The organism is Syntrophomonas sp. DTU019 (genome assembly GCA_913757435.1).
GTDB lineage: Bacteria > Bacillota > Syntrophomonadia > Syntrophomonadales > Syntrophomonadaceae > DTU019.
The window spans coordinates 555,411-574,915 of sequence record CAJYDM010000002.1; the positions used below are offsets into that span (position 1 = coordinate 555,411).

Here is a 19,505-nt window from a genome sequence, read left to right on the forward strand (position 1 = left end):
AAGCCTATGCTGCTAGAAATCTATATCAGTAATTTTATTTTGATAGATAAGCTGCGTATTTCTTTCCCCCGCGGATTAACTGTGCTCTCCGGTGAAACCGGAGCCGGCAAATCGATTCTGGTCGACGCCCTGGGGCTGATTTGGGGAGAAAGGGCGCAAAAAGAATTGGTACGGGACAGCAGCCGTGCTGCTATCGCCGAGGCCAGCTTTGATATCACGGGCCTTCATCAACTGCAGGCCCTGCTTGTAGAAAGGGGTCTGCTGGAGCCGGATGAGACCATCGTGGTATTAAGCCGGGAAATCGTGGCCTCCGGCAAAAACCTGGCCCGTATCAACGGACGCACCATCACCGCCTCGCTGCTCAGGCAAGTTTCCGCCTGGCTTTTGGACATGCATCTGCAGCATGATCATTTGAGCATACTGAAACCCCATATGTATTTGTCATACCTGGACAGGTGCAGCCCGGAAGCATCGCCACTGCTGGCCCGGGTGGAGAGTGTCTACCAGTGTTTGAGCCGCTGCCGCCAGGAATTGCAGGAGCTGCATGCTGCGGAACAGACCAAGCTGCAGCGCATCGACTTCTTAAGCTATCAGATCAAGGAGATCGAAACCGCCGGTCTGCAGCCTGGGGAAGAGGAGGAATTGCAGCACACCCGCCAGCGCATCCGCAATCTGGATAAGCTCATAAATGCATCAGAACGGTCAGTAGAGCTTCTGTATCGTCAGGAGCAAGGCCATAACGCCTATGACCTGATTTCCGCAGCTTTGGACACCATAGCTCCGTTGGAGAATGATCCCTTCTTTAAACCACTCATCGGTTCCTTGCAGGAGTTGTGTTTTACGCTTGAGGAGATGGCGGCAGCACTTTCCTCCTATCGTCTGAGTTTGGAAGAGGAGCCTTGTTCCCTGGACGAGGTGGAAGCCCGTTTGCATCTTATCCAGCGTCTGAAGAGCCGTTACGGACCGGATATTCCCAGTATCCTCGAATATCTCAGCCAAGCCCGTCAGGAACTGGAGACGCTGCAAGACCAGACCCACCGTCAAGAGGCCTTGGAGCAGGAAATAAATGGTTTGCAAGAGGAGTATCTGCAGGCTGCGGAACAACTCAGCCAGGTCAGAAAAACCGCCGCATTAAAGCTGGAAGCAGCAGTGCAGGAACAGTTGCTGGAATTGAATATGCCCTATCTGCGCTTTAAGGTTGAAGTCCTGCCTGAAAAAGCCAGTATCCGGGGTATAAACCGGGTGGAACTGTTGTTTTCACCCAATCCCGGCGAAGAAATGAAGCCTATACTACGTGTCGCCTCGGGCGGAGAGATGTCGCGTTTGGTACTGGCTTTAAAAATTGTTCTGGCCGGCATTTATGAGGTTCCCACCCTGGTTTTCGATGAAATCGATGCGGGAGTGGGCGGACAGTCTTTAACGGCCATGGCCCGAAAGATGGCTGAGCTGTCTCGCCATTATCAGGTGCTCATCATAACCCATGCGCCGGTAATAGCCAGCGCCGCCAACCAGCATTTTCTGATCAGCAAGGAGATCGAAGGCCAGCGCACCATAACCAGGGTGACCAGGCTCGATCAGGAGCAGCGTGTTCAGGAACTGGCCCGAATGCTCTCCGGGAACAATATTAGCCCGGTCACAATAGAGCACGCCAGGCATATGTTGTCAGAGGGAAAGCGATTGCTTCCGCCTGAATGAACATAAACGTTTATGGAAGCAGGGGACGGCTCTGTTGCTTCCATTTTCCTAAGTCTTCCTTGGATTCCTCTACTTACTTCATAATAACGAGCAAAGAACCCTTAACCATGATCTTAACCACCTATTTTCGGCCATTTTTTAATATCGATCATATCCGGAAAATAGGAGATTAACCCCATACAATCTATCGATAATTCCGAATTTTAGGCAATAGTATAGTTTCTTCCCCACGAGGAGACAATAACAGTTATCAGCAACCAACGGGGGAGTGACTAATTTGCGCCGCTTTCGTCCTGCTTTCGGCATTATTTTATCAATATTATTTGTGGCTCTGTGTTGCAGTCCACAAGCGCGTGTTATTCTTAACTTGCCCCATCAGCAGAAAATGGTGGTGGGCGAGACTAATACCATTTCCATGCAGCTTCCCGGCAGTCTCGAAAAACGGCTGGAGTTGGAAATATTTAACCCTTCCCGCAGCGTTTTCGCCACTCCGGAAGACCCCGCAGTGGTGGTATCCAAAAATGGCTCCGGATATGAGATAACCGCACTCAAGCCAGGCCGAGCTTCATTGAAGATCAAACTGCTGGGTTATATACCTTTGAAATCAATCTCCATAGAATCCGTCCCGCCCCGTAGGGTGGTGGTGGGAGGTCACTCTATCGGGGTATTGCTGCAATCTAAAGGTATAATGGTGGTGGGCTTTGCTCCTATAGTCGACAGTCAGGGCCAAAAACTGTATCCAGCCCGCGAACAAGGGGTGGAAATCGGCGATTTAATTCTCCAAGTCAACCATCAGGACGTCAGTACCGAAACTGATCTGGCCCAAATCATCGATGCCGGTAAAGATAATGACCTGGTATTGAATGTAAAACGCAAAGACCGGATAATCGACCTAAGTATCAAACCGGCTTACTGTGCGGAAACCCAACGCTTCAGAGTCGGTCTTTTTGTGCGTGATGGAGTGGTGGGTGTCGGTACTATGACTTTCTGGGACCCGGAAACTAAACAGTACGCGGCCCTGGGGCATGTAATCATGGACGCCGATACCAAGCAAGGTATTGACGTATTGAAAGGGCGCATCGTGTCGGCTTCCATACAGACTATCAAACCCGGCAAGCCGGGGCGCCCAGGCGAAAAAATCGGAGTTTTCCAGGGGGAAAGCACTTTGCAGGGCACAATCTCCAAGAACAGCGAAGCTGGTATATTCGGCGTTACTGAAGACAATGTTCAGAATCCCTCCCTGGCTCATAATATGGAAATCGGATACGCTCATCAGGTCCATACCGGTCCGGCCCATATTTATACGGTTGTCAATGGCACCAGTATTGAAGAGTTTGAAGTGACTATAGAAAAGGTATACCCGGAACGTAAAAATGGCAAAGGTATGATCGTGAGGATTGATGATCCCCGCTTACTGAGCATAACCGGGGGTATCGTACAGGGGATGAGCGGCAGTCCTATCATACAGGACGGCAGGCTGATCGGTGCTGTAACTCATGTTTTCCTCAATGATCCACAACGCGGCTATGGGATATTCATGGACAGCATTTTGTCAGAGATGCCTGAAATCTTGCAGAAATCTGCATAGGCGCATAAAATAATAAGTTCCAGCTGAAAATCGAGTAACCGCATTCCTGACCTCTGCAGGTCAGATCATGTCGTATACTCGCTTGAGTAATATCTGCCCTTGCATGTTTCGACATTCCAATTCCACCCAGGATGCCGCTGCTATTCGGTTAATCAGATGAAAGCTTGAATTATCCCGCTTTGACCGATAAGGGATTACTGTATGATTTTGGGATTGCCTGAGAGATTTTCGGGTAATTTAGGTTATTTAAAAAGGAGGAAATACTTGGGTTATAGTCGAAAACGGTTCTAGAATGAGTCGGGAATAGGGAGGGGTTTGTGAACATGTTTTTTGACAACGACAAAATCAAAGTTTTGATTGCCGATGACAACCGTGAATTCTGTGGAATACTCAGGGATTATTTTACCAATGATCCTGATTTTGAATTAGTAGATGTATGCACCAATGGCATGGAAGCGCTGAATGTCCTTCAAAAGCAGGAGGTTCAGGTTCTGATACTTGACCTTATTATGCCTTATATGGACGGGATAGGAGTGCTGGAAAAGATCAATACCGTAAACCTGGAGACCAGGCCGAAAATAATAGTATTGACAGCTTTCGGCCAGGAAAACGTCACTCAAAAGGCTGTGCAGCTCGGGGTGGATTATTACATATTGAAGCCATTCAATCTCGAGGTATTAGGGGATCGGGTCAGACAGGTGGTCCGGGATATCAAACCGCGTGAGGATAGTCGGGGTGGTGTGACCGCACTGACGATCAACCACGGCGGCGCCAAGAACCTGGAAGTTGAGGTCACCAAGGTGATACATGAGATAGGTGTGCCTGCACATGTGAAGGGCTATCAGTATCTGCGTGATGCTATCATGCTGGTGGTTGAAGAAATCAACTACCTAGGTGCGGTGACCAAAGAACTGTACCCCGCTATCGCACAAAAATATGACACCACCCCCAGCCGGGTGGAGAGGGCCATCAGGCATGCCATCGAGCTGGCCTGGGATCGTGGTGATGTGGACAAGATAAACAAAGTATTCGGTTACACCATCAGCGGAGAAAAAGGTAAACCCACCAATTCAGAATTCATTGCCATTATCGCTGATCGGCTGCGTCTGGAAAACAAAGTGAGCTGATTAGAAGTTACCAACACAGCAAATATGGGGACGGGCCTTTTTGTCACTTGAAGGTAACATAAAGGGCCGTCCCCAGTTGTCTCGACACAAGGAGCGGCTGGGACAAGGGACACAAGGGGAGTTTTCCTATACAAGAGGACAACTCCCCTTGTGTCCTTTGTGTCTTAGCGGTTTAATTCCTATCGTGAGACAGGGATGATATACTGGACAAGGAAGATTATGGCGCATTTAAGATATACATTAGGGCAAATTATAAGCGGAAATTGCCCGAATATGGGTTAAGACGATAGCTCCCCAGGCGGGCTGTTAAGAAAACAAGGGAGATAGTGTTATGGTGAATAAAGATCGATTGATTAAAGGCTTTTGTAATATGGTCAGTATCGCTTCAGTATCGGGACGTGAAGCGGCCATGCGCGATTGGTTGATTAAAGAGCTGGGCAGGCGCGGTTATCGCGCTGATGAAGATGGTTCCGCAGCCATAGTGGGTGGGGATTCCGGAAACCTTTTGGTGCATGTGCCCGCAAAGGCTCCCGGTAAAAAACTGTTGTTTTCCGCCCATATGGACACGGTAGAGCCGGGTGAGGGCATTGACCCGGTGGTTGACGGAGGCATTATCCGCAGCCGGGGGCAAACCATACTGGGAGCTGATGACAAAGCAGCTATAGCGGCCCTATTGGAAGCCCTGGATGTAATTGCCGAAAATCAAAGGCTTCATGCTGACCTGGAAATCCTGTTTACGGTGGGTGAAGAGCAGGGCTTGAAGGGGGCTAAAGCTTTCGATTTCAGCCTTTTACAAGCGGAGATGGGATACGTTTTGGATGCTGGTGGGGAGCCGGGCTCGATAGTAATACAATCCCCCTGTCAAAATGAAATTGAGTATGAGGTTTTGGGGAGGGCCGCCCATGCCGGCATTAATCCCGAAGCAGGCATCAATTCCATCCATCTGGCAGCCCAAGCCCTGGCAGCCATGCCCTGTGGTAGAATAGACGCTGAGACCACCTGTAATTTTGGTGTTATTCAAGGGGGCCAAGCCCGTAATATAGTGGCAGAATACTGCCGTGTGGGCGGAGAAGCCCGCAGCCTGTCACGCTCCAAGCTGGATAAACTGACCGCCAGTTTGACTCAGACTTTTTGTGCGCAAGTCGAAAAGTTGGGCGGCCAGGCTAAGACCACAACCAGGCTGCTATATCCTGAAATATCGCTGCAACCAGGGGACGAGGTAGTGCGTTTGGCATCCCAAGCCGCGCGTTCGATAGGGCTTAATCCTCGCCTGATCAAAACCGGGGGCGGCAGTGACGCCAGCATCATTCACGGTGCGGGGATACCGTGTGCCAATCTGGGGGTGGGTATGCAGAAGGTGCATAGCTGCGAAGAATATATCCGGATTTGCGATCTGCTAGATGTGACCCGGCTGATCTTGGCCATAATCGATCAGGCCGTGGCACAACACCCGAAAAACGAATCAATGTAAGTTAAGGCGAATATATTCCTCAAGGCGCATATCCCCTGGCATTTGTGCCAGCCAGGCCAAGACATCGCCGATTTTGCCATGCAAGGTCAGACGGTCAGATTCCAAAAACACGTTCATACTATCACCTCTGCTGCAGTATATGCATGATATGGAAATGTTATACAGGGAGGCTGTTATGCATCTGGAAGAGAAAACCATAGATTCCCAACCTATATTTAAAGGTCGCATTATTGAAGTTAAGCTTGATCGGGTACTGCTTCCCAACGGGCAGGAGAGCACCCGGGAGATAGTATTGCATGCCGGAGCAGTTGCCATCATTGCCATAGACGATGAGGATAATCTGTATTTGGTACGCCAGTATCGCAAACCGCTGGAAAGGACTCTGATAGAGGTCCCGGCCGGTACGCTGGAAGCCGGCGAAAACCCTCTGGACTGTGCCCGGCGGGAATTGGAAGAGGAAACCGGCATGAAGGCCGCACACTGGGAAAGGCTCATTTCTTATTACAGCGCCCCCGGCTTCTGCAACGAAATTTTGCACATTTTTTTGGCTACCGGATTACATGCTGGCAGCACGCACCCTGATCAGGATGAATTTGTTGAATTAGTTACCATGCCTCTGCTGCAGGCCTATAAGGCGGTGGCCAAGGGGGAAATAGTTGATGGCAAGAGTATTATAGCCATACAGATGGTGCAGCTGAAGCGGGCGGAACAATAGATGAAGCGATTTTATGCAGATCTACATATACATATCGGCTCAGCTCAAGGCCGAGCGGTTAAAATAACCGCTTCGCGGCAGCTGACGGTTTATAAAATACTCTATGAAGACGCCCCATTGAAAGGCCTGGATATCGTAGGTATAGTCGATGTCGGCAGTCCGCTGGTCAGTGCTGAGATAGAAGCGCTCTTATCAGAAGGCTTGTTACGGGAGGTCAAGGGCGGAGGATTCATGGCCGCCAATGGGGTTCTACTGGTGGCCGGGTGTGAGATTGAGACCTGTGAGGGCATCCACATTATCATTTATCTGCCCGATTTATCCAGCATCAATAGACTGCAACAGTACCTGCGTTCCCGGGTGACCAATATGCAGCTTTCCACCCAGGCGGCCCGCTGTACCACGCTGGACTTGATTAATCTCAATGTGCTGTTAAACGGCATTATCTGCCCGGCTCATGTATTCACCCCCCACAAAGGGATATACGGCTATTGGACGCGCCGCTTGAGCGATGTCCTGGGAAAACAAGCCGGTCAGATCAAAGCCTTGGAACTGGGGCTCAGTGCGGATACCATTATGGCGGACTGCATCGCGGAAACCCGTCGGTTCACTTTTTTATCCAATTCCGATGCTCATTCTTCAGTAAATATAGCCCGCGAATTCAATCTGCTGCGCATGGCTGACGCAAATTTTGAAGAGCTGCGGCTGTGCCTTGATAAGTCGTCGGGGCGTAATGTGGTCGCCAATTACGGTATGGACCCGCTGTTGGGAAAATACCACCGCACCTACTGCCGCCGCTGCCGCCGCATAACCTCTGAACCGGCTCCGGTTTACGCCTGTCCGGTGTGTGAGGCTACTGATATAGTAATGGGGGTTTTTGACCGGGTGGTGGAAATCCGCGATCAGGAGCATCCCCTACACCCGCTGGGCAGGCCTCCTTACTATTACCGGGTTCCATTGAAAGACCTGCCCGGGGTTGGTCCCCGTACTCTGGAACGACTACACAAGGCTTTCCCTAGTGAGATACATATTTTGGAACAGGCGCCTATAGAACGAATTGCCAGTGTTGGCGGAGCAGCTCTGGCAGGTTTGATTGCCGCCATGAGGAATGGGCGCCTTAGTATTCAGACCGGAGGTGGGGGTATTTACGGCAAAGTGTTGAAAGGAGGATGCGACTATTAAACCGGTATATGTGATTGGACACAAAAACCCTGATGTAGATTCGGTAGCCGCAGCCATAGCTTATGCTCACTTTAAGAACCATAGCCAGCCGCATCGTTATGTAGCTGCGGCGGCCGGAACCCTCAACCATGAGAGCGAATATGTGCTAGAGCGACTGCAACTGGAAAGGCCATTGGAGCTGAATAGTGTGGGTACAGTAGCCGAGGATTTGTTGGACGGAAAAAACCTCATCACCACTCGGGCAGATGCTGATCTAATGAGCCTGGGCCGGATGATGCGCCAGATGGACATCAAGACCGTACCGGTGGTGGATGAGGGCGGAAAATTCCTGGGCCTGGTCACTATCGGAGATATGGCCATGCTGTTTCTGGAGCATCTTGGCGAGGGTACCCATATCAACAATACCCCCGAGGTGCTCCGGCGTTTGCTGGCCTTAAGGGTGGGGGACATAATGAAAAGCCAGGACTTGATGTTGTTTGAAAAGGACGACAGCATTGACGAAGTAAGACGGAGCATGTTAGGCAGCCGCTACCGCAATTACCCGGTAGTAGGCGATCAGCATCGATTTCTGGGGATGATCTCACGTTATAGCCTCCTGGCTATGCGCCGCAAGCAATTGATACTGGTGGATCATAATGAGAGCAAACAGGCTGTGGACGGTATCGAGGAAGCGGAGATCTTGGAGATAATCGACCATCACCGGGTGGGTGATTTGCAGACCATGTCCCCCATCTATTTCTACAATCAGCCGGTAGGGTCGACCTGTACCCTGGTAGCCGAGCATTTCTTTAATGCCGGGGTGCCTCTTCCCCGGAGCCATGCCAGTCTGCTGCTGGCCGGTATTATGACCGATACTATGCTGTTTAAATCGCCCACTACACAGCCCAAGGACCGCAGCCTGGCCGCTAAGCTGGAGGACCTATGCGGACTACAGGGGCTTGAATGGGGCAAAACCATTCTGGAAAAAGGGGCCCGTTTTGATGAACAGGACGAGCTGCAGATGGTTACTTCAGATTTGAAAGAATACCAGCAAGACAGCCTGTTGTTCGCTATCGCCCAGGTGGAGATCCTGGAACTGAACCAGCTCCATCATCGCCGCCAGGCTTTCCGTCAGGTGATGGAGGGACTATGTCAGTCCCGGGGTTATGATTTCATGTGTGTGATGGTAACTGCAATACTGGAAGAATGTACCGAATTGATTATAGCGGGGCCGCAGGCAGCCCTGTTGGAGGATGCCTATAACAGTCAGGCGGTTGAGGGAGTGATCACTTTGACCGGTGTGATGTCAAGAAAGAAACAGGTGGTCCCAGTAATAATCCAGCATATCCGCCAGAAACATATGGTATAGCGGCGTCCTCAAAAAACACTTGCGAAGGCTTGAGAATCGACATCTCAAGCCTTTTTCTTTCTGCATAAAGTTACCATGTTGAAAATAATATGTTACAGGCCGTGCTTGGCTACCGATAAATCTGTTACGCTCAATGCTGCACCAGGGAGATTAGTGCATGAAATTAGGTCTGAGATTAAAAGAGCATTTTCGTGAAAATCGCATTCAATACTGCTTGGTAGCCGTGCTTTTTACGTTGGGTATTATCATGGGGGCTTTCAAAGCCGGCGATCTGGACAATTCAGTGCGTGAACGGCTCTTAGCCATGATTGACTCCTATCTGGGGGATCAGGAGGGAGTATATGGGCCCACGGTATTCATCAGCGCCATAATAAATCAGGGGCGGTTCATACTGGCTATCTGGGCGTTGGGATTGACGGTTATCGGCATTCCCCTGATCCTGGCGGTGGTATTCATGCGTGGCTTTTCCTTGGGTTTTACCAGCGCATTCTTGTTTCAGCAGAAAGCCGGGCAGGGGGTGTTGTTGAGCCTGATCTCGCTGCTGCCTCAGAATCTCATCTATGTTCCGGTCTTATTGGTTTTGTCGGTCTTGGCTATAAATTTCTCCCTGTACGTGGTGCGAGGCCGCAACTATCACAAAGCCCCTTTGGGGGTAAGCCTGCTGGGCTACACCTCGGTGGTGGGAGTGTTGTTGGTGGTATTCATGCTGGGGGCCTTTATCGAAGCCTATCTGGTGCCCTGGCTGGTGGATGTCTTTATAAAATAATTGGAGGTGTTCAAATGGTTATTCTGGTTGGAAATTGGAAAAAGAAAGTGGCCAAGATACTCGCTGTGATCGCTTTGATCGCGGTATTCGCCGCCTCCCTGCCCCTGCTCACCGGGCTGCTCTATGATCAAGTGCCGGTGATTGGCACCTGGTTTTCGGATGAACAGCCCAGCGGAAATCCGATGCGGGTGGACAGCGCAGAAGAGAATAGCAGGTTCCAGCATTTGGTGGATCAGTTCGTTTTTAAACTGCAAGAATTTTACTATGAGGAATAAAGATGCGGCAGGAAAATCTTGCCGGTATGTCAAATAGGATAGAAAAATGAAAGATATTTTGGGCCATGTTAACCTATGTGGATGCTTTTATCGAATATCTCGACTATGAGAAAGGATTGTCCTCAAATAGCCGGGAAGCATATCGGCGCGACCTCAACAAGCTGCAGGCTTTTCTTGTGTCGAGTGGCAGGAGGGTCGATTCGGCACAGCTGAGCAAACAGGATATCATGGCTTTTCTGACCTGGCAACTGGATAAAGGTGCGGCTCATTCCACCATCGCCCGCAGCCTTTCCAGCATAAAAGGTTTTTTTAAGTTTCTTATAATCGAAGGGGTGGTCACCCATAATGCGGCCCTGGACCTGGAAAACCCGCGGATCAAACGTCACCTGCCCCGGGTGCTGACCGTGGCCGAGGTGGACCGCTTGATGGAGACGCCGCAGGTATCCTTACCGCGGGGCTTAAGGGATCGGGCTATGCTGGAATTGATGTATGGAACCGGTATTAGGGTGTCTGAAATGCTGGCTTTGGAAGTCACGGATATCAATCTTACCGCCGGCTTTTTGCGCTGCCTGGGCAAAGGCCGCAAAGAACGGATCGTGCCGGTGAACGGCAGTGCACTGCGCTGGGTGGACCGGTATCTGTCCCACGGCCGCCCGCTGTTGATAAAAAAGAATGCTCAGCGCACTCTATTCCTCAATGCCCGTGGCAATGCCATGACCCGGCAGGGGTTTTTCAAGATACTCGGCGCCTACGCGCAGAAGGCTGAACTGGATAAGGATATTACCCCCCATACCCTGCGCCATTCCTTTGCCACCCACCTGTTGGAAAACGGCGCTGACCTGCGCACGGTGCAGGAAATGCTGGGACATGCCGATATTTCCACCACACAGATCTATACCCATCTGACCCGTTCCCGTCTGCTCGAGGTTTACCAGCTGTACCATCCCCGGGCCTGAAATGCAGGGTCATGGTCCTAGAGGAATTTTGGGGCATACTACAAGCACCGCATACAATACGCTGATGAAAGTCAAATGGAGTCCGCTAAGGAGGTTTACTATGAAGAGAAGGGCTATACTGGTGGTGCTGGACGGTGTAGGAATTGGCGCCGCGCCGGATGCAGGCTTATATGGAGATGAGGGTAGCAATTCCCTGGTCAACACTGCGACTGCCATACAGGATTTGCACCTGCCCAACCTAAGCCGATTGGGCTTGGGGCACCTGACGGATATACCCGGGGTTCCGGCGTCAGCCAATCCGGTGGGCTCTTACGGCACACTGCAACCGCGGTCTCAGGGCAAGGATAGCACCACCGGTCATTGGGAACTGATGGGAGTGCTTCTGGAGCACCCCTTCCCTACCTATAAAAAGGGGTTTCCGCCCGAAGTGATAGATAATTTTGAAGAGGCCATCGGCAAGAAAACCCTCGGCAATGTAGTGGCCTCGGGTACCGAAATCATCGAACGCCTGGGTGAGCAACACCTGGAAACGGGCTGCCCCATAGTATATACCTCAGCAGACAGCGTTTTTCAAATCGCTGCTCATGAAGAGGTTGTCCCCCTGGAGGAACTGTATACTATGTGTGAAAAAGCCCGGCAGTTGTTAGCCGGAGAACATGCCGTGGGCCGGGTCATTGCCCGACCCTTTGTGGGACGACCGGGTAGTTTTGAACGCACCAGTCACCGCCATGATTATTCCCTGAGCCCGCCCCGGAATTTACTTGACCTTATCGGTGAGGCGGGAGGACTGGTGGTGGGTATCGGCAAAATCAAGGATCTTTTTGGAGGGCGAGGGGTGACTGACAGCCGGGCCATCACCTGCAATCAAAATGGTGTGGAGATGTTGAAAGCAGCTCTGGCTGAGTCTGAAGGTGACCTGGTCTTTGCCAACCTGCTCGATTTTGACCAGGTATTCGGACACCGCAACGATGTGCACGGTTATGCCCGGGCGTTGTCCCAATTCGATATGGCTTTGCCCGACCTGATGGGCCTACTACGCCAGGATGATATGCTCATAATAACTGCTGATCATGGCAACGACCCCACCACCCCCAGCACCGATCATTCCCGTGAATGTGTGCCGGTGCTGGTGTACTCGCCGGCCTTCCCCGGCGGGATCGATCTGGGATTACGCCACGGGTTTAGCGATGTCGGACAGACCATTGCCGATCATCTGGGGATAGATGCCTCCGAGTTGGCGGGCCGGAGTTTTTACCAGGAACTGAAAGGACAGCTATGAATTACTCCGATTTAATAATGAAAAAACGCGATGGCCTGAGCCTCAGCCAGGCTGAAATAGAATTTATAGTCAGGGGCATAAGCGATAAAACGATGCCGGATTACCAAGTGGCTGCCTGGGCTATGGCAGTCTATTTTCAAGGCATGGATGAAGAAGAAACGACGCAGCTAGCCCTGGCTATGGCACGGTCCGGTGATATAGTCGACCTTTCTCAGGTAAAGGGCATTACGGTAGATAAGCACAGCACCGGAGGGGTCGGTGACAAGACCACTCTGGTGGCTGTACCTATTGCCGCTGCCGCTGGGGTCCCCGTGGCCAAGATGTCGGGACGGGGCTTGGGGCATACCGGCGGCACCATAGATAAATTCGAATCCATCCCTGGTTTCCAGGCTGAGCGGGATTATGATGCATTCATCAGGCAGGTCAATCACTTGCGGGCGGCGGTAGTTTCCCAGACCGGCAATCTGGTGCCGGCTGACAAACGCCTATATGCCATCCGCGACCTGACTGCCACCGTGGAGAGTATACCGCTCATAGCCTCCAGCATTATGAGCAAAAAACTGGCTTCAGGTGCAGATGGCATCGTATTGGATGTGAAAGTGGGCCGGGGGGCTTTCATGAAAGACATCGCGGCGTCGCGTCGTCTGGCCGAAGCCATGGTGTCTATCGGACATGGCGCTGGCAAACGAATGGTAGCGGTATTGAGCGCCATGGATCAGCCCTTGGGTTTTATGGTGGGCAATGCCCTGGAGGTAATAGAAGCAATGGATACTTTGCAGGGGCAGGGACCTGAAGACCTGACCGAGCTGTCCCTGCGTCTGGCCGCCGAGATGATCCTGCTGGGGCAGAAAGCCTTTAAGCTGACAGAAGCCCTGGAAATATCCCGGGAAATGCTCGCTTCGGGAAAAGCAGCCCACAAACTGAACCAGCTGATAGCCTGGCAGGGAGGAAGCTGGAATGAAGCCGGACCTGCTTACGGTCTGCCCCAGGCTGAAATCAAAGCGGCGGTAAACGCACAGCAGGGCGGATTCGTGCGTAGCATTGATGCCTTTGCGGTGGGACGGGCCGCCATGCACCTGGGTGCGGGGCGGGAGCAGCTGGGTGATATTATCGATCATGCCGTTGGAATACAACTGTTGAAGAAATGCGGCGATGAGGTGAAACCGGGTGAACCCCTGGCGATCATGCACTATAATCTCCCGCAGCGCAAGACCGCAGCCCAGCAGCTGCTAAATCAGGCTTTCGTAATCGCCAGCACCAAACCTGCTCTTCAACCACTTATAATAGATGTCATCCGCGCGGAATGAATGGGGTTGCAGTGAGTATGGCTAATCACAGCCCTCATCTGGTTAGCCATCCGGCCTGGACTACACTAAAACCGTGCACCGAGCCGGCGCCCTCGGTATTGGAGAATTCGATAGTAATATCCAGGCCGCCGCTGACCCCGCTGAACTGAGCGATGTATTTTACCAGGGTGATGTCGGGATAAATAACTGTGCTGTAGTAATGGCTGGATAGATAAAGGCCATAGCTTTGTTTAACAAATTCACTGAAGCTTTGAAAATCGGCTGCGGAAAGCTGAGCCCGCAGATGTTCGTCGAAGTGTTCGGAGAACTCAGGGTAATTGCCCTCACTCAGAGCGGTCAGCATCTGCCCGGCGATGGGATCAGCATGATTTCTTATACGGGTTTCCTCCCGGAAATCGGGCCTTCCCAGGCAAAGCGCCAGAATCACCAATATGGCCACTAAGGTAATAGCGAAGTACCGCAATAACCTCTCCCCCCTCCTGACCTGCCGCAAATACCAACTTCTTGCTGCTGGTTATATTTTCTCTTAAGCAAAGCAATTAGCCAAGCAGTTTTTAGATTACCGCCTGCTCCCTGCACCCCTTTAGCATAATAGACCCGAATGCTAAATATAATCTACTAATGAACATTTTGGGGAGGTATTGCCTGCTATGAAAATCGGCAGAAACTTGGCCTGGATGGTGCTCTGCGCTTTCTTCTTGGGCCTGGTGTTCCCAGCGGTTAGCCAGGCTGAAACGCTGGATGTCAAAGCGGAATCATATATTTTGATAGATGCTGATTCCGGCCAGGTGCTGTTGGCGCATAACGAGCACAATCAAATGCCGCCAGCCAGCATGACAAAACTGATGACTCTGATTTTGGTTGCTCAGGACCTGCAAGCTGGCAAAGCGAACTTGACGGATATGGTAGTAACCAGCGAAAATGCCTGGAAGATGGGCGGATCCCAGATATATCTGGAACCTGGTGAAAAGTTCAGCCTGGAAGAGATGCTCATAGCAATAGCAGTAGGATCGGCCAATGATGCCTGTGTAGCGGTGGCTGAACACCTGGAAGGCAGCCATGAGGCCTTTGTAGAACGCATGAATAAAACCGCTCAGGAAATGGGCTTAAAAAACACTCATTTTGTCAATTCCTATGGCCTGCCTGCACAAGGCCACTACAGCTCCGCATACGATATGGCAGTGATAGCCCGAGCCGCCCTGCAATATCCTAAACTGCTTGAATACAGCTCTATCAAGGAATATGAGCTGCGCAACGGGGAGTTCATACTATATAACACCAACAAACTATTGTGGTGGTATCAAGGCGCAGACGGTTTTAAGACCGGGTGGACCAATGAAGCCAAGTATTGCCTGACCTCTACGGTGAAACGCGACGGCCTGCGCCTGATAGCGGTGGTTATGGCCTCTCCGGAGCCGCGCGGTAATTTCCGCGACAGCATGGTACTGTTCAACTACGGGTATGCCAAATATGCTTTTAAAAGCTTCTTCGATCAGGGCAATGTGTGTGGAGCGGTCAAAGTCGGCAAAGGTCTGGCTGAAAGTTTAGAGGTAGTAGCCGCGGCCGATGTCGGGAGCATTTGCTTGAAGGGTGAGGAAAAATCACTTTCATATCAGCAGTTACTGCCGGACTACATCGATGCGCCCATCTTAAAAAACCAGAAAATCGGAGAGATAGAGATATATAAAGATCAAACCCTGGTCAAAAAGGTGGACCTGGTGGCTTCCCAGGACATTCCTGCAGCCGGCCCGGTACGCGAAATGCTCAAGCTTCTGCAAATGGTGTATCTGCTCATCTAAGGCAATTTCCTTCTCCCGGTTATCCTTGATTTAAGAGACTGCCTTTTTCAAATAACTGCACTAATGAAGTGGAATGACATGGCTTAGATTATTCTGGCACAGAATTTGACTGGCAATAATATTTAAGATGGGCTATCTATTTGAGGATAGCCTTCTTTTCTGGAAAATATTATAATTTAATCTAATCAGCAAGTTGCAAGGAGTGGCCATTGGTATGGTAATGGGACCAAAAGCCCTTTTTAATATACTAATTAAATTAATAGGCGTAATTACTATAGCTTATATTCTAAGGAAACTGATGAGTATGTTGAATCGTTCGGGTTATTCCGGATTAAATTTTGCTATGTCATTATATTTAATAATCATGTTCATATTCGGCCTATATTTGCTTCAAAATGATAACTGGTTTTTTATTACTGGAACTAGACCCACAAATTTATCATTTGAAACCGAATATACTGTACAAAACATAGTACTTCTTTGCCTGAAAATAATCGGTATGGTCTTAATCACGATACAAGTAAACTCATTGCTGGACTTAATACAGTTTTATATTAGTACAGATGCTGTGGAACTAAGCTCATCAATCCGGTTGATTCCTATCAATATAGCATTACTTTTATTAGGTTATGTTTTATTAATATGGAGCCCTATCAAGATGGACAATGGAGATAAGTAGGATTTGCTTTCGAAAAGCGGCTAAGAAGTATGGATTTCCTGACCGGGTAATTTTGATGACCGACGGCAGCAGGATGGATGACGAGAACCTGCGCTCAAATTACTGCATACGGTATTTTAATGTTATATTGCCAGGTAGGGGAAGAATATTATGAATGGATTCAAAAGAAACATCATCGGAGTATTCATATTTGCATTAATGCTGTTGGTGATAGTCTTTATTAATCAATTACCTGACGGAAAAACAGATAGGGAGCCTAAGCCTGATTTAACGAATGTATTAACCCGGGCTGAAATTGAAAAAGCACTAAGCGAAAAAGGGTTTTATCCGGTTAAGGTGGTAGAAGATGATGGAACTTATTCAAGAGATGATATTACTCCTGTAATATATTACCTTAACGACACCGATACTATCATTCTTTATGATTACGCCTCCATAGCAGAACGCACCCACAATGTATCTGTCACCCATTTGGGAGACTCGATTTCTGTTGATTACCCTATGAGTGATATTTATATCCATTGGACCTTCCCGATACGCAACTTTTCGCTTGTGTACAGGATTGATACAGAGGCAATGCCTGATTCAATATTTGTCAATAAAATGGATAATGATTTAAATAGAATAAAGCAAGTGGCTTTAGATTTTAACAACGGAAAAGAAGCTTTGCTTTATGGCAAGGGCACAAACTGGGAAGCACAGTCATTTGTTGAATACTACCAGAATTGGTATGAAGATAAAGACGGTGAAGTTCGTGCTGACCAATTATCCAAACAAAACCTAAAAGTACGATATTTAGGGCCTGAAAATGAAAAGCCCCAGTCAATACAGTATGAATATATAGGCGGTGGTACTGGAAGGGGAGCCTTTCGGACTATATCCGCAGATAAAGATGGATGGGTAAAGGTTGTTAGCAGCGCAGGTAGTGGTTTTATACCGAATCCCAAGACCGTTTGCACTCTAAACTTGGTGTGGGGCAACAATAAAGAAACTATTCGTATAACACCCCAAAATAGTTAAACAAGAGGATGTGAACCGCCAATCAGGTAAGGAAAAGGCAGTACCAAATGATATTTTGAGACGAATTAAAGAAGACGAGGTGCGGGCAGACCCATGCTCCCGCCGTACAGTGGACAGGCAGGCAAAATGTTTTGCAACAATTGCAGAATCATTCAGGCGGGCAGATAGAGCCGTCTGCCCCTACAACCCGGCCGGCCCCCGTTTTAAGGGGCGGGCTTTTTTCCTGACTTTTGCAAAATAGAGGAAGAAGAAAGCTCTCCGCGCCCCTAGATGATAGGCAATTGAGAGCTTTTCTTTTAATTGTAGGATTGTATATCTAAGCTTTGCGGATGTCTTTCAGTTTACCATACGGTAAGATTTCAGGAAGTTGTAAAGTACTTAGGATTGCCGAAAAGTCTTCATTTGATTGGTTCTTTAGATAATATGAGCTGTTGCTTTTTGCATCATCAATAACAGTAAGATTAGCACTTCGAAGAGCATCTTGGATCTTTTCGGTAGACAACTCAAGTTTTTCTTTTCTGAGTTTGTATTCTAGATACCGCTGGATTACCAAAGCCAGGTAGCACATTACGAAATGGCCGCGAATACTCGATTCTGTCCAAACAAAGATGGGTCTGGCCTCTAAATTGCTTTTCATAACCCTGAAGCTCTCCTCAATCTTCCAAAGGCCTTGATAGATCCCTATCACCTGCGCCGCTGACAGGCTTTTGTCCGAGCTTTGAATTCCATAATATCCATCGAATTGTGCATCCATTTCAACCTGATTTTCGTTGAATGAAACGTGATCGTCATCAAAAATGGCCAGTTGCACATACTTTTTGCCACCCTTTTTCATTTCTGCTTTGAGACTGGATTTGGAGTCCACAAGGCGCCGGGACTTCTCTATCAATCGTTCGCGGTCTCTACGGTCTTTCTCAGCACGTTTAGCTGACCAAGTTATCACCATATTGTCATCGAGCAAGACTTTTTCGCCATTAATCTTAACACTGTTCTGAAAATTGCAGACCTTCCATTTAAATTGCGGGCTCTCCACAGTGTAGCCCTCGTCCCCAAGAACTAGGTTCTTAATTGCTTTACTTGCAGATCGGATTTTGTATGCCATGACATAATCAAAACCTTTTGACCTGAGGTAGGCCAGGTTCTGTTTAGAATTTAGCCCACGATCAGCGGTTATTATAATCTTCTTTATGCCATAGGTTTCCCGTAAGTATTCCATAACTGGCACCAGCGTCTTAAAATCATTGGTATTTCCGGGGAACAGTTCATAGCTAATTGGGATGCCCTCATCGTCAATTAAGAGCCCCATTACGACTTGGACCTGATTTACTTTGTTGTCTTTAGAATAACCGAACTTCTTAAGTTCATCGGCTCTGACTGACTCAAAGTAATAAGTGGTAACATCGTAGAAAGCAACTCCAAGGTTGCGTGTCATTTTAAGTGATAGCTGCTTGTTCAAGTGCCTTTCCAGAGATTTCTTTTCATTGGCAAGAAAAGAAAGACTCCGGTATATTTGTTCTAAATTCATTTCCTTGGAGTTGATAAAGAACTCCTTTTGTTCAAAGCTCTTTTTCTTTGATGCCGGTTTTAGCAGCCGGAAGTAAACGAGCATAGATGTCGTATCTTTGACTTTGAACTTAAGGTTGGAATCACGCTTCTGGCGATAATCGAAGAAGTAATCAAGTTTCAATTCATCCCAGATACTCTCGTATACCTTAACGCCGTAATTACGAATAGGAAAGCCTTTAGCAGCGTCGTTATCAGATCCTTCCAGGTAATGCTGGATATCTTTAAATATTGCTTCTTGTTTAAGACTCTCGTTGAAAGCCCTGGACTCCCGGCATTCTCTGCGCAAACGATTCAGAATTCCAGGCTCCTGCGCTTCCAATTCGTCTGCACGCCCTAATACCTTAAGTACCCTGGTCTTGGGCTTCTTATTAACTGGATCCCGATAAGACTCCACGATTCTCACATATTTGATCCCTCGGCTGTTATATACCTGTAGACTGCTCATGCCTGCACCCCTCGTATGAACCAAGTATAGTATAACCATATTATAACATACATACGTTAGATATACAGTAGAGGGATATAAAAAATACCCGATAAATACTAATATTACAGCATTTACACGGGTATTCTTTTCAGCTTATCTGCAAAAGTCAGGAGGCAAAATGTTTTGCAACAATTGCAGAATCATTCAGGCGGGCAGATAGAGCCGTCTGCCCCTACAACCCGGCCGGCCCCCGTTTTAAGGGGCGGGCTTTTTTGCTGCATTTGGCGAAACAAAGCCTTATTAGCTGG

17 protein-coding genes are annotated in these 19,505 nt (G+C 49.0%); 14 read left to right on the top strand and 3 right to left on the bottom strand.

The window, feature by feature from the left end:
- The first annotated feature begins 6 nt into the window (after positions 1-6).
- The 4 genes from recN to AC15IQ_RS08275 all read left to right on the top strand — a co-directional run bounded on the left by recN (position 7) and on the right by AC15IQ_RS08275 (position 5,881).
- Positions 7-1,695, top strand: coding sequence for a DNA repair protein RecN (gene recN, locus AC15IQ_RS08260; RefSeq protein ID WP_483178483.1), 1,689 nt, complete (start codon positions 7-9; stop codon positions 1,693-1,695).
- Positions 1,696-1,963: 268 nt separating this feature from the next.
- A complete protein-coding gene (gene spoIVB / locus AC15IQ_RS08265; protein ID WP_483178484.1) occupies positions 1,964-3,283 on the top strand; it encodes a SpoIVB peptidase in 1,320 nt (439 codons plus the stop codon).
- 323 nt (positions 3,284-3,606) lie between these two features.
- Positions 3,607-4,410, top strand: coding sequence for a sporulation transcription factor Spo0A (spo0A, locus tag AC15IQ_RS08270; protein ID WP_483178485.1), 804 nt, complete (start codon positions 3,607-3,609; stop codon positions 4,408-4,410).
- Positions 4,411-4,741: 331 nt separating this feature from the next.
- The gene (locus AC15IQ_RS08275) at positions 4,742-5,881 is read left to right on the top strand and encodes a M20/M25/M40 family metallo-hydrolase (protein ID WP_483178486.1); all 1,140 of its coding nucleotides are present in this window, start codon (positions 4,742-4,744) and stop codon (positions 5,879-5,881) included.
- Here AC15IQ_RS08275 and AC15IQ_RS08280 read toward each other — a convergent pair.
- Complete coding sequence (locus tag AC15IQ_RS08280) at positions 5,873-5,998, bottom strand: hypothetical protein (protein WP_483178487.1); 126 nt, start codon at positions 5,996-5,998, stop codon at positions 5,873-5,875. The two genes, AC15IQ_RS08275 and AC15IQ_RS08280, sit on opposite strands and share 9 nt — an antisense overlap.
- A gap of 58 nt (positions 5,999-6,056) precedes the next feature.
- On the opposite strand from AC15IQ_RS08280, the gene AC15IQ_RS08285 reads away from it, so the two are divergent.
- From AC15IQ_RS08285 to AC15IQ_RS08320, 8 genes are all read left to right on the top strand, one after another.
- Positions 6,057-6,596, top strand: coding sequence for an NUDIX domain-containing protein (locus tag AC15IQ_RS08285; RefSeq protein ID WP_483178488.1), 540 nt, complete (start codon positions 6,057-6,059; stop codon positions 6,594-6,596).
- Positions 6,597-7,775: an endonuclease Q family protein gene (locus AC15IQ_RS08290; RefSeq protein ID WP_483178489.1), complete on the top strand. Its 1,179-nt coding sequence runs from the start codon at positions 6,597-6,599 to the stop codon at positions 7,773-7,775. It abuts the gene before it with no gap.
- A gap of 10 nt (positions 7,776-7,785) precedes the next feature.
- Positions 7,786-9,123 (top strand): putative manganese-dependent inorganic diphosphatase, encoded by a 1,338-nt coding sequence (locus AC15IQ_RS08295; RefSeq protein WP_483178490.1) that lies wholly within the window; start codon positions 7,786-7,788, stop codon positions 9,121-9,123.
- 157 nt (positions 9,124-9,280) lie between these two features.
- Positions 9,281-9,889, top strand: coding sequence for a stage II sporulation protein M (gene spoIIM / locus AC15IQ_RS08300; protein WP_483178491.1), 609 nt, complete (start codon positions 9,281-9,283; stop codon positions 9,887-9,889).
- Between the two features lie 14 nt (positions 9,890-9,903).
- The gene (locus AC15IQ_RS08305; protein ID WP_483178492.1) at positions 9,904-10,164 is read left to right on the top strand and encodes a hypothetical protein; all 261 of its coding nucleotides are present in this window, start codon (positions 9,904-9,906) and stop codon (positions 10,162-10,164) included.
- A gap of 65 nt (positions 10,165-10,229) precedes the next feature.
- Positions 10,230-11,120, top strand: a complete 891-nt coding sequence (gene xerD / locus AC15IQ_RS08310; RefSeq protein ID WP_483178493.1) for a site-specific tyrosine recombinase XerD — start codon at positions 10,230-10,232, stop codon at positions 11,118-11,120.
- Positions 11,121-11,220: 100 nt separating this feature from the next.
- Positions 11,221-12,399 (top strand): phosphopentomutase, encoded by a 1,179-nt coding sequence (locus AC15IQ_RS08315; RefSeq protein WP_483178494.1) that lies wholly within the window; start codon positions 11,221-11,223, stop codon positions 12,397-12,399.
- Positions 12,396-13,706 (top strand): thymidine phosphorylase, encoded by a 1,311-nt coding sequence (locus AC15IQ_RS08320; RefSeq protein ID WP_483178495.1) that lies wholly within the window; start codon positions 12,396-12,398, stop codon positions 13,704-13,706. Before AC15IQ_RS08315 ends, AC15IQ_RS08320 begins: the two co-directional genes overlap by 4 nt.
- A gap of 34 nt (positions 13,707-13,740) precedes the next feature.
- Here AC15IQ_RS08320 and AC15IQ_RS08325 read toward each other — a convergent pair whose 3' ends face one another.
- The gene (locus AC15IQ_RS08325; RefSeq protein WP_483178496.1) at positions 13,741-14,169 is read right to left on the bottom strand and encodes a hypothetical protein; all 429 of its coding nucleotides are present in this window, start codon (positions 14,167-14,169) and stop codon (positions 13,741-13,743) included.
- A gap of 187 nt (positions 14,170-14,356) precedes the next feature.
- Here AC15IQ_RS08325 and AC15IQ_RS08330 point away from each other — a divergent pair, with 187 nt between their 5' ends.
- Entirely contained in the window at positions 14,357-15,505 is a 1,149-nt protein-coding gene (locus tag AC15IQ_RS08330; protein WP_483178497.1) for a D-alanyl-D-alanine carboxypeptidase family protein, read from the top strand.
- A gap of 829 nt (positions 15,506-16,334) precedes the next feature.
- On the top strand, positions 16,335-17,204 hold the full coding sequence (locus AC15IQ_RS08335; protein ID WP_483178498.1) for a hypothetical protein: 870 nt from the start codon (positions 16,335-16,337) through the stop codon (positions 17,202-17,204).
- A gap of 316 nt (positions 17,205-17,520) precedes the next feature.
- On the opposite strand, the gene AC15IQ_RS08340 is transcribed toward AC15IQ_RS08335, so the two are convergent.
- Complete coding sequence (locus AC15IQ_RS08340) at positions 17,521-19,215, bottom strand: IS1634 family transposase (RefSeq protein ID WP_483176844.1); 1,695 nt, start codon at positions 19,213-19,215, stop codon at positions 17,521-17,523.
- Positions 19,216-19,505 lie beyond the last annotated feature (290 nt).

Bases quoted from the DNA above. Each gene is read 5' to 3' on its own strand.
- spo0A (WP_483178485.1), top strand. From the start codon at position 3,607: ATGTTTTTTGACAACGACAAAATCAAAGTTTTGATTGCCGATGACAAC.
- AC15IQ_RS08335 (WP_483178498.1), top strand. From the start codon at position 16,335: ATGAATGGATTCAAAAGAAACATCATCGGAGTATTCATATTTGCATTA.
- AC15IQ_RS08315 (WP_483178494.1), top strand. From the start codon at position 11,221: ATGAAGAGAAGGGCTATACTGGTGGTGCTGGACGGTGTAGGAATTGGC.
- spoIIM (WP_483178491.1), top strand. From the start codon at position 9,281: ATGAAATTAGGTCTGAGATTAAAAGAGCATTTTCGTGAAAATCGCATT.
- recN (WP_483178483.1), top strand. From the start codon at position 7: ATGCTGCTAGAAATCTATATCAGTAATTTTATTTTGATAGATAAGCTG.
- AC15IQ_RS08280 (WP_483178487.1), bottom strand. From the start codon at position 5,998: ATGAACGTGTTTTTGGAATCTGACCGTCTGACCTTGCATGGCAAAATC.
- AC15IQ_RS08290 (WP_483178489.1), top strand. From the start codon at position 6,597: ATGAAGCGATTTTATGCAGATCTACATATACATATCGGCTCAGCTCAA.
- AC15IQ_RS08320 (WP_483178495.1), top strand. From the start codon at position 12,396: ATGAATTACTCCGATTTAATAATGAAAAAACGCGATGGCCTGAGCCTC.
- xerD (WP_483178493.1), top strand. From the start codon at position 10,230: ATGTTAACCTATGTGGATGCTTTTATCGAATATCTCGACTATGAGAAA.
- AC15IQ_RS08285 (WP_483178488.1), top strand. From the start codon at position 6,057: ATGCATCTGGAAGAGAAAACCATAGATTCCCAACCTATATTTAAAGGT.
- AC15IQ_RS08275 (WP_483178486.1), top strand. From the start codon at position 4,742: ATGGTGAATAAAGATCGATTGATTAAAGGCTTTTGTAATATGGTCAGT.
- AC15IQ_RS08330 (WP_483178497.1), top strand. From the start codon at position 14,357: ATGAAAATCGGCAGAAACTTGGCCTGGATGGTGCTCTGCGCTTTCTTC.
- AC15IQ_RS08305 (WP_483178492.1), top strand. From the start codon at position 9,904: ATGGTTATTCTGGTTGGAAATTGGAAAAAGAAAGTGGCCAAGATACTC.
- AC15IQ_RS08340 (WP_483176844.1), bottom strand. From the start codon at position 19,215: ATGAGCAGTCTACAGGTATATAACAGCCGAGGGATCAAATATGTGAGA.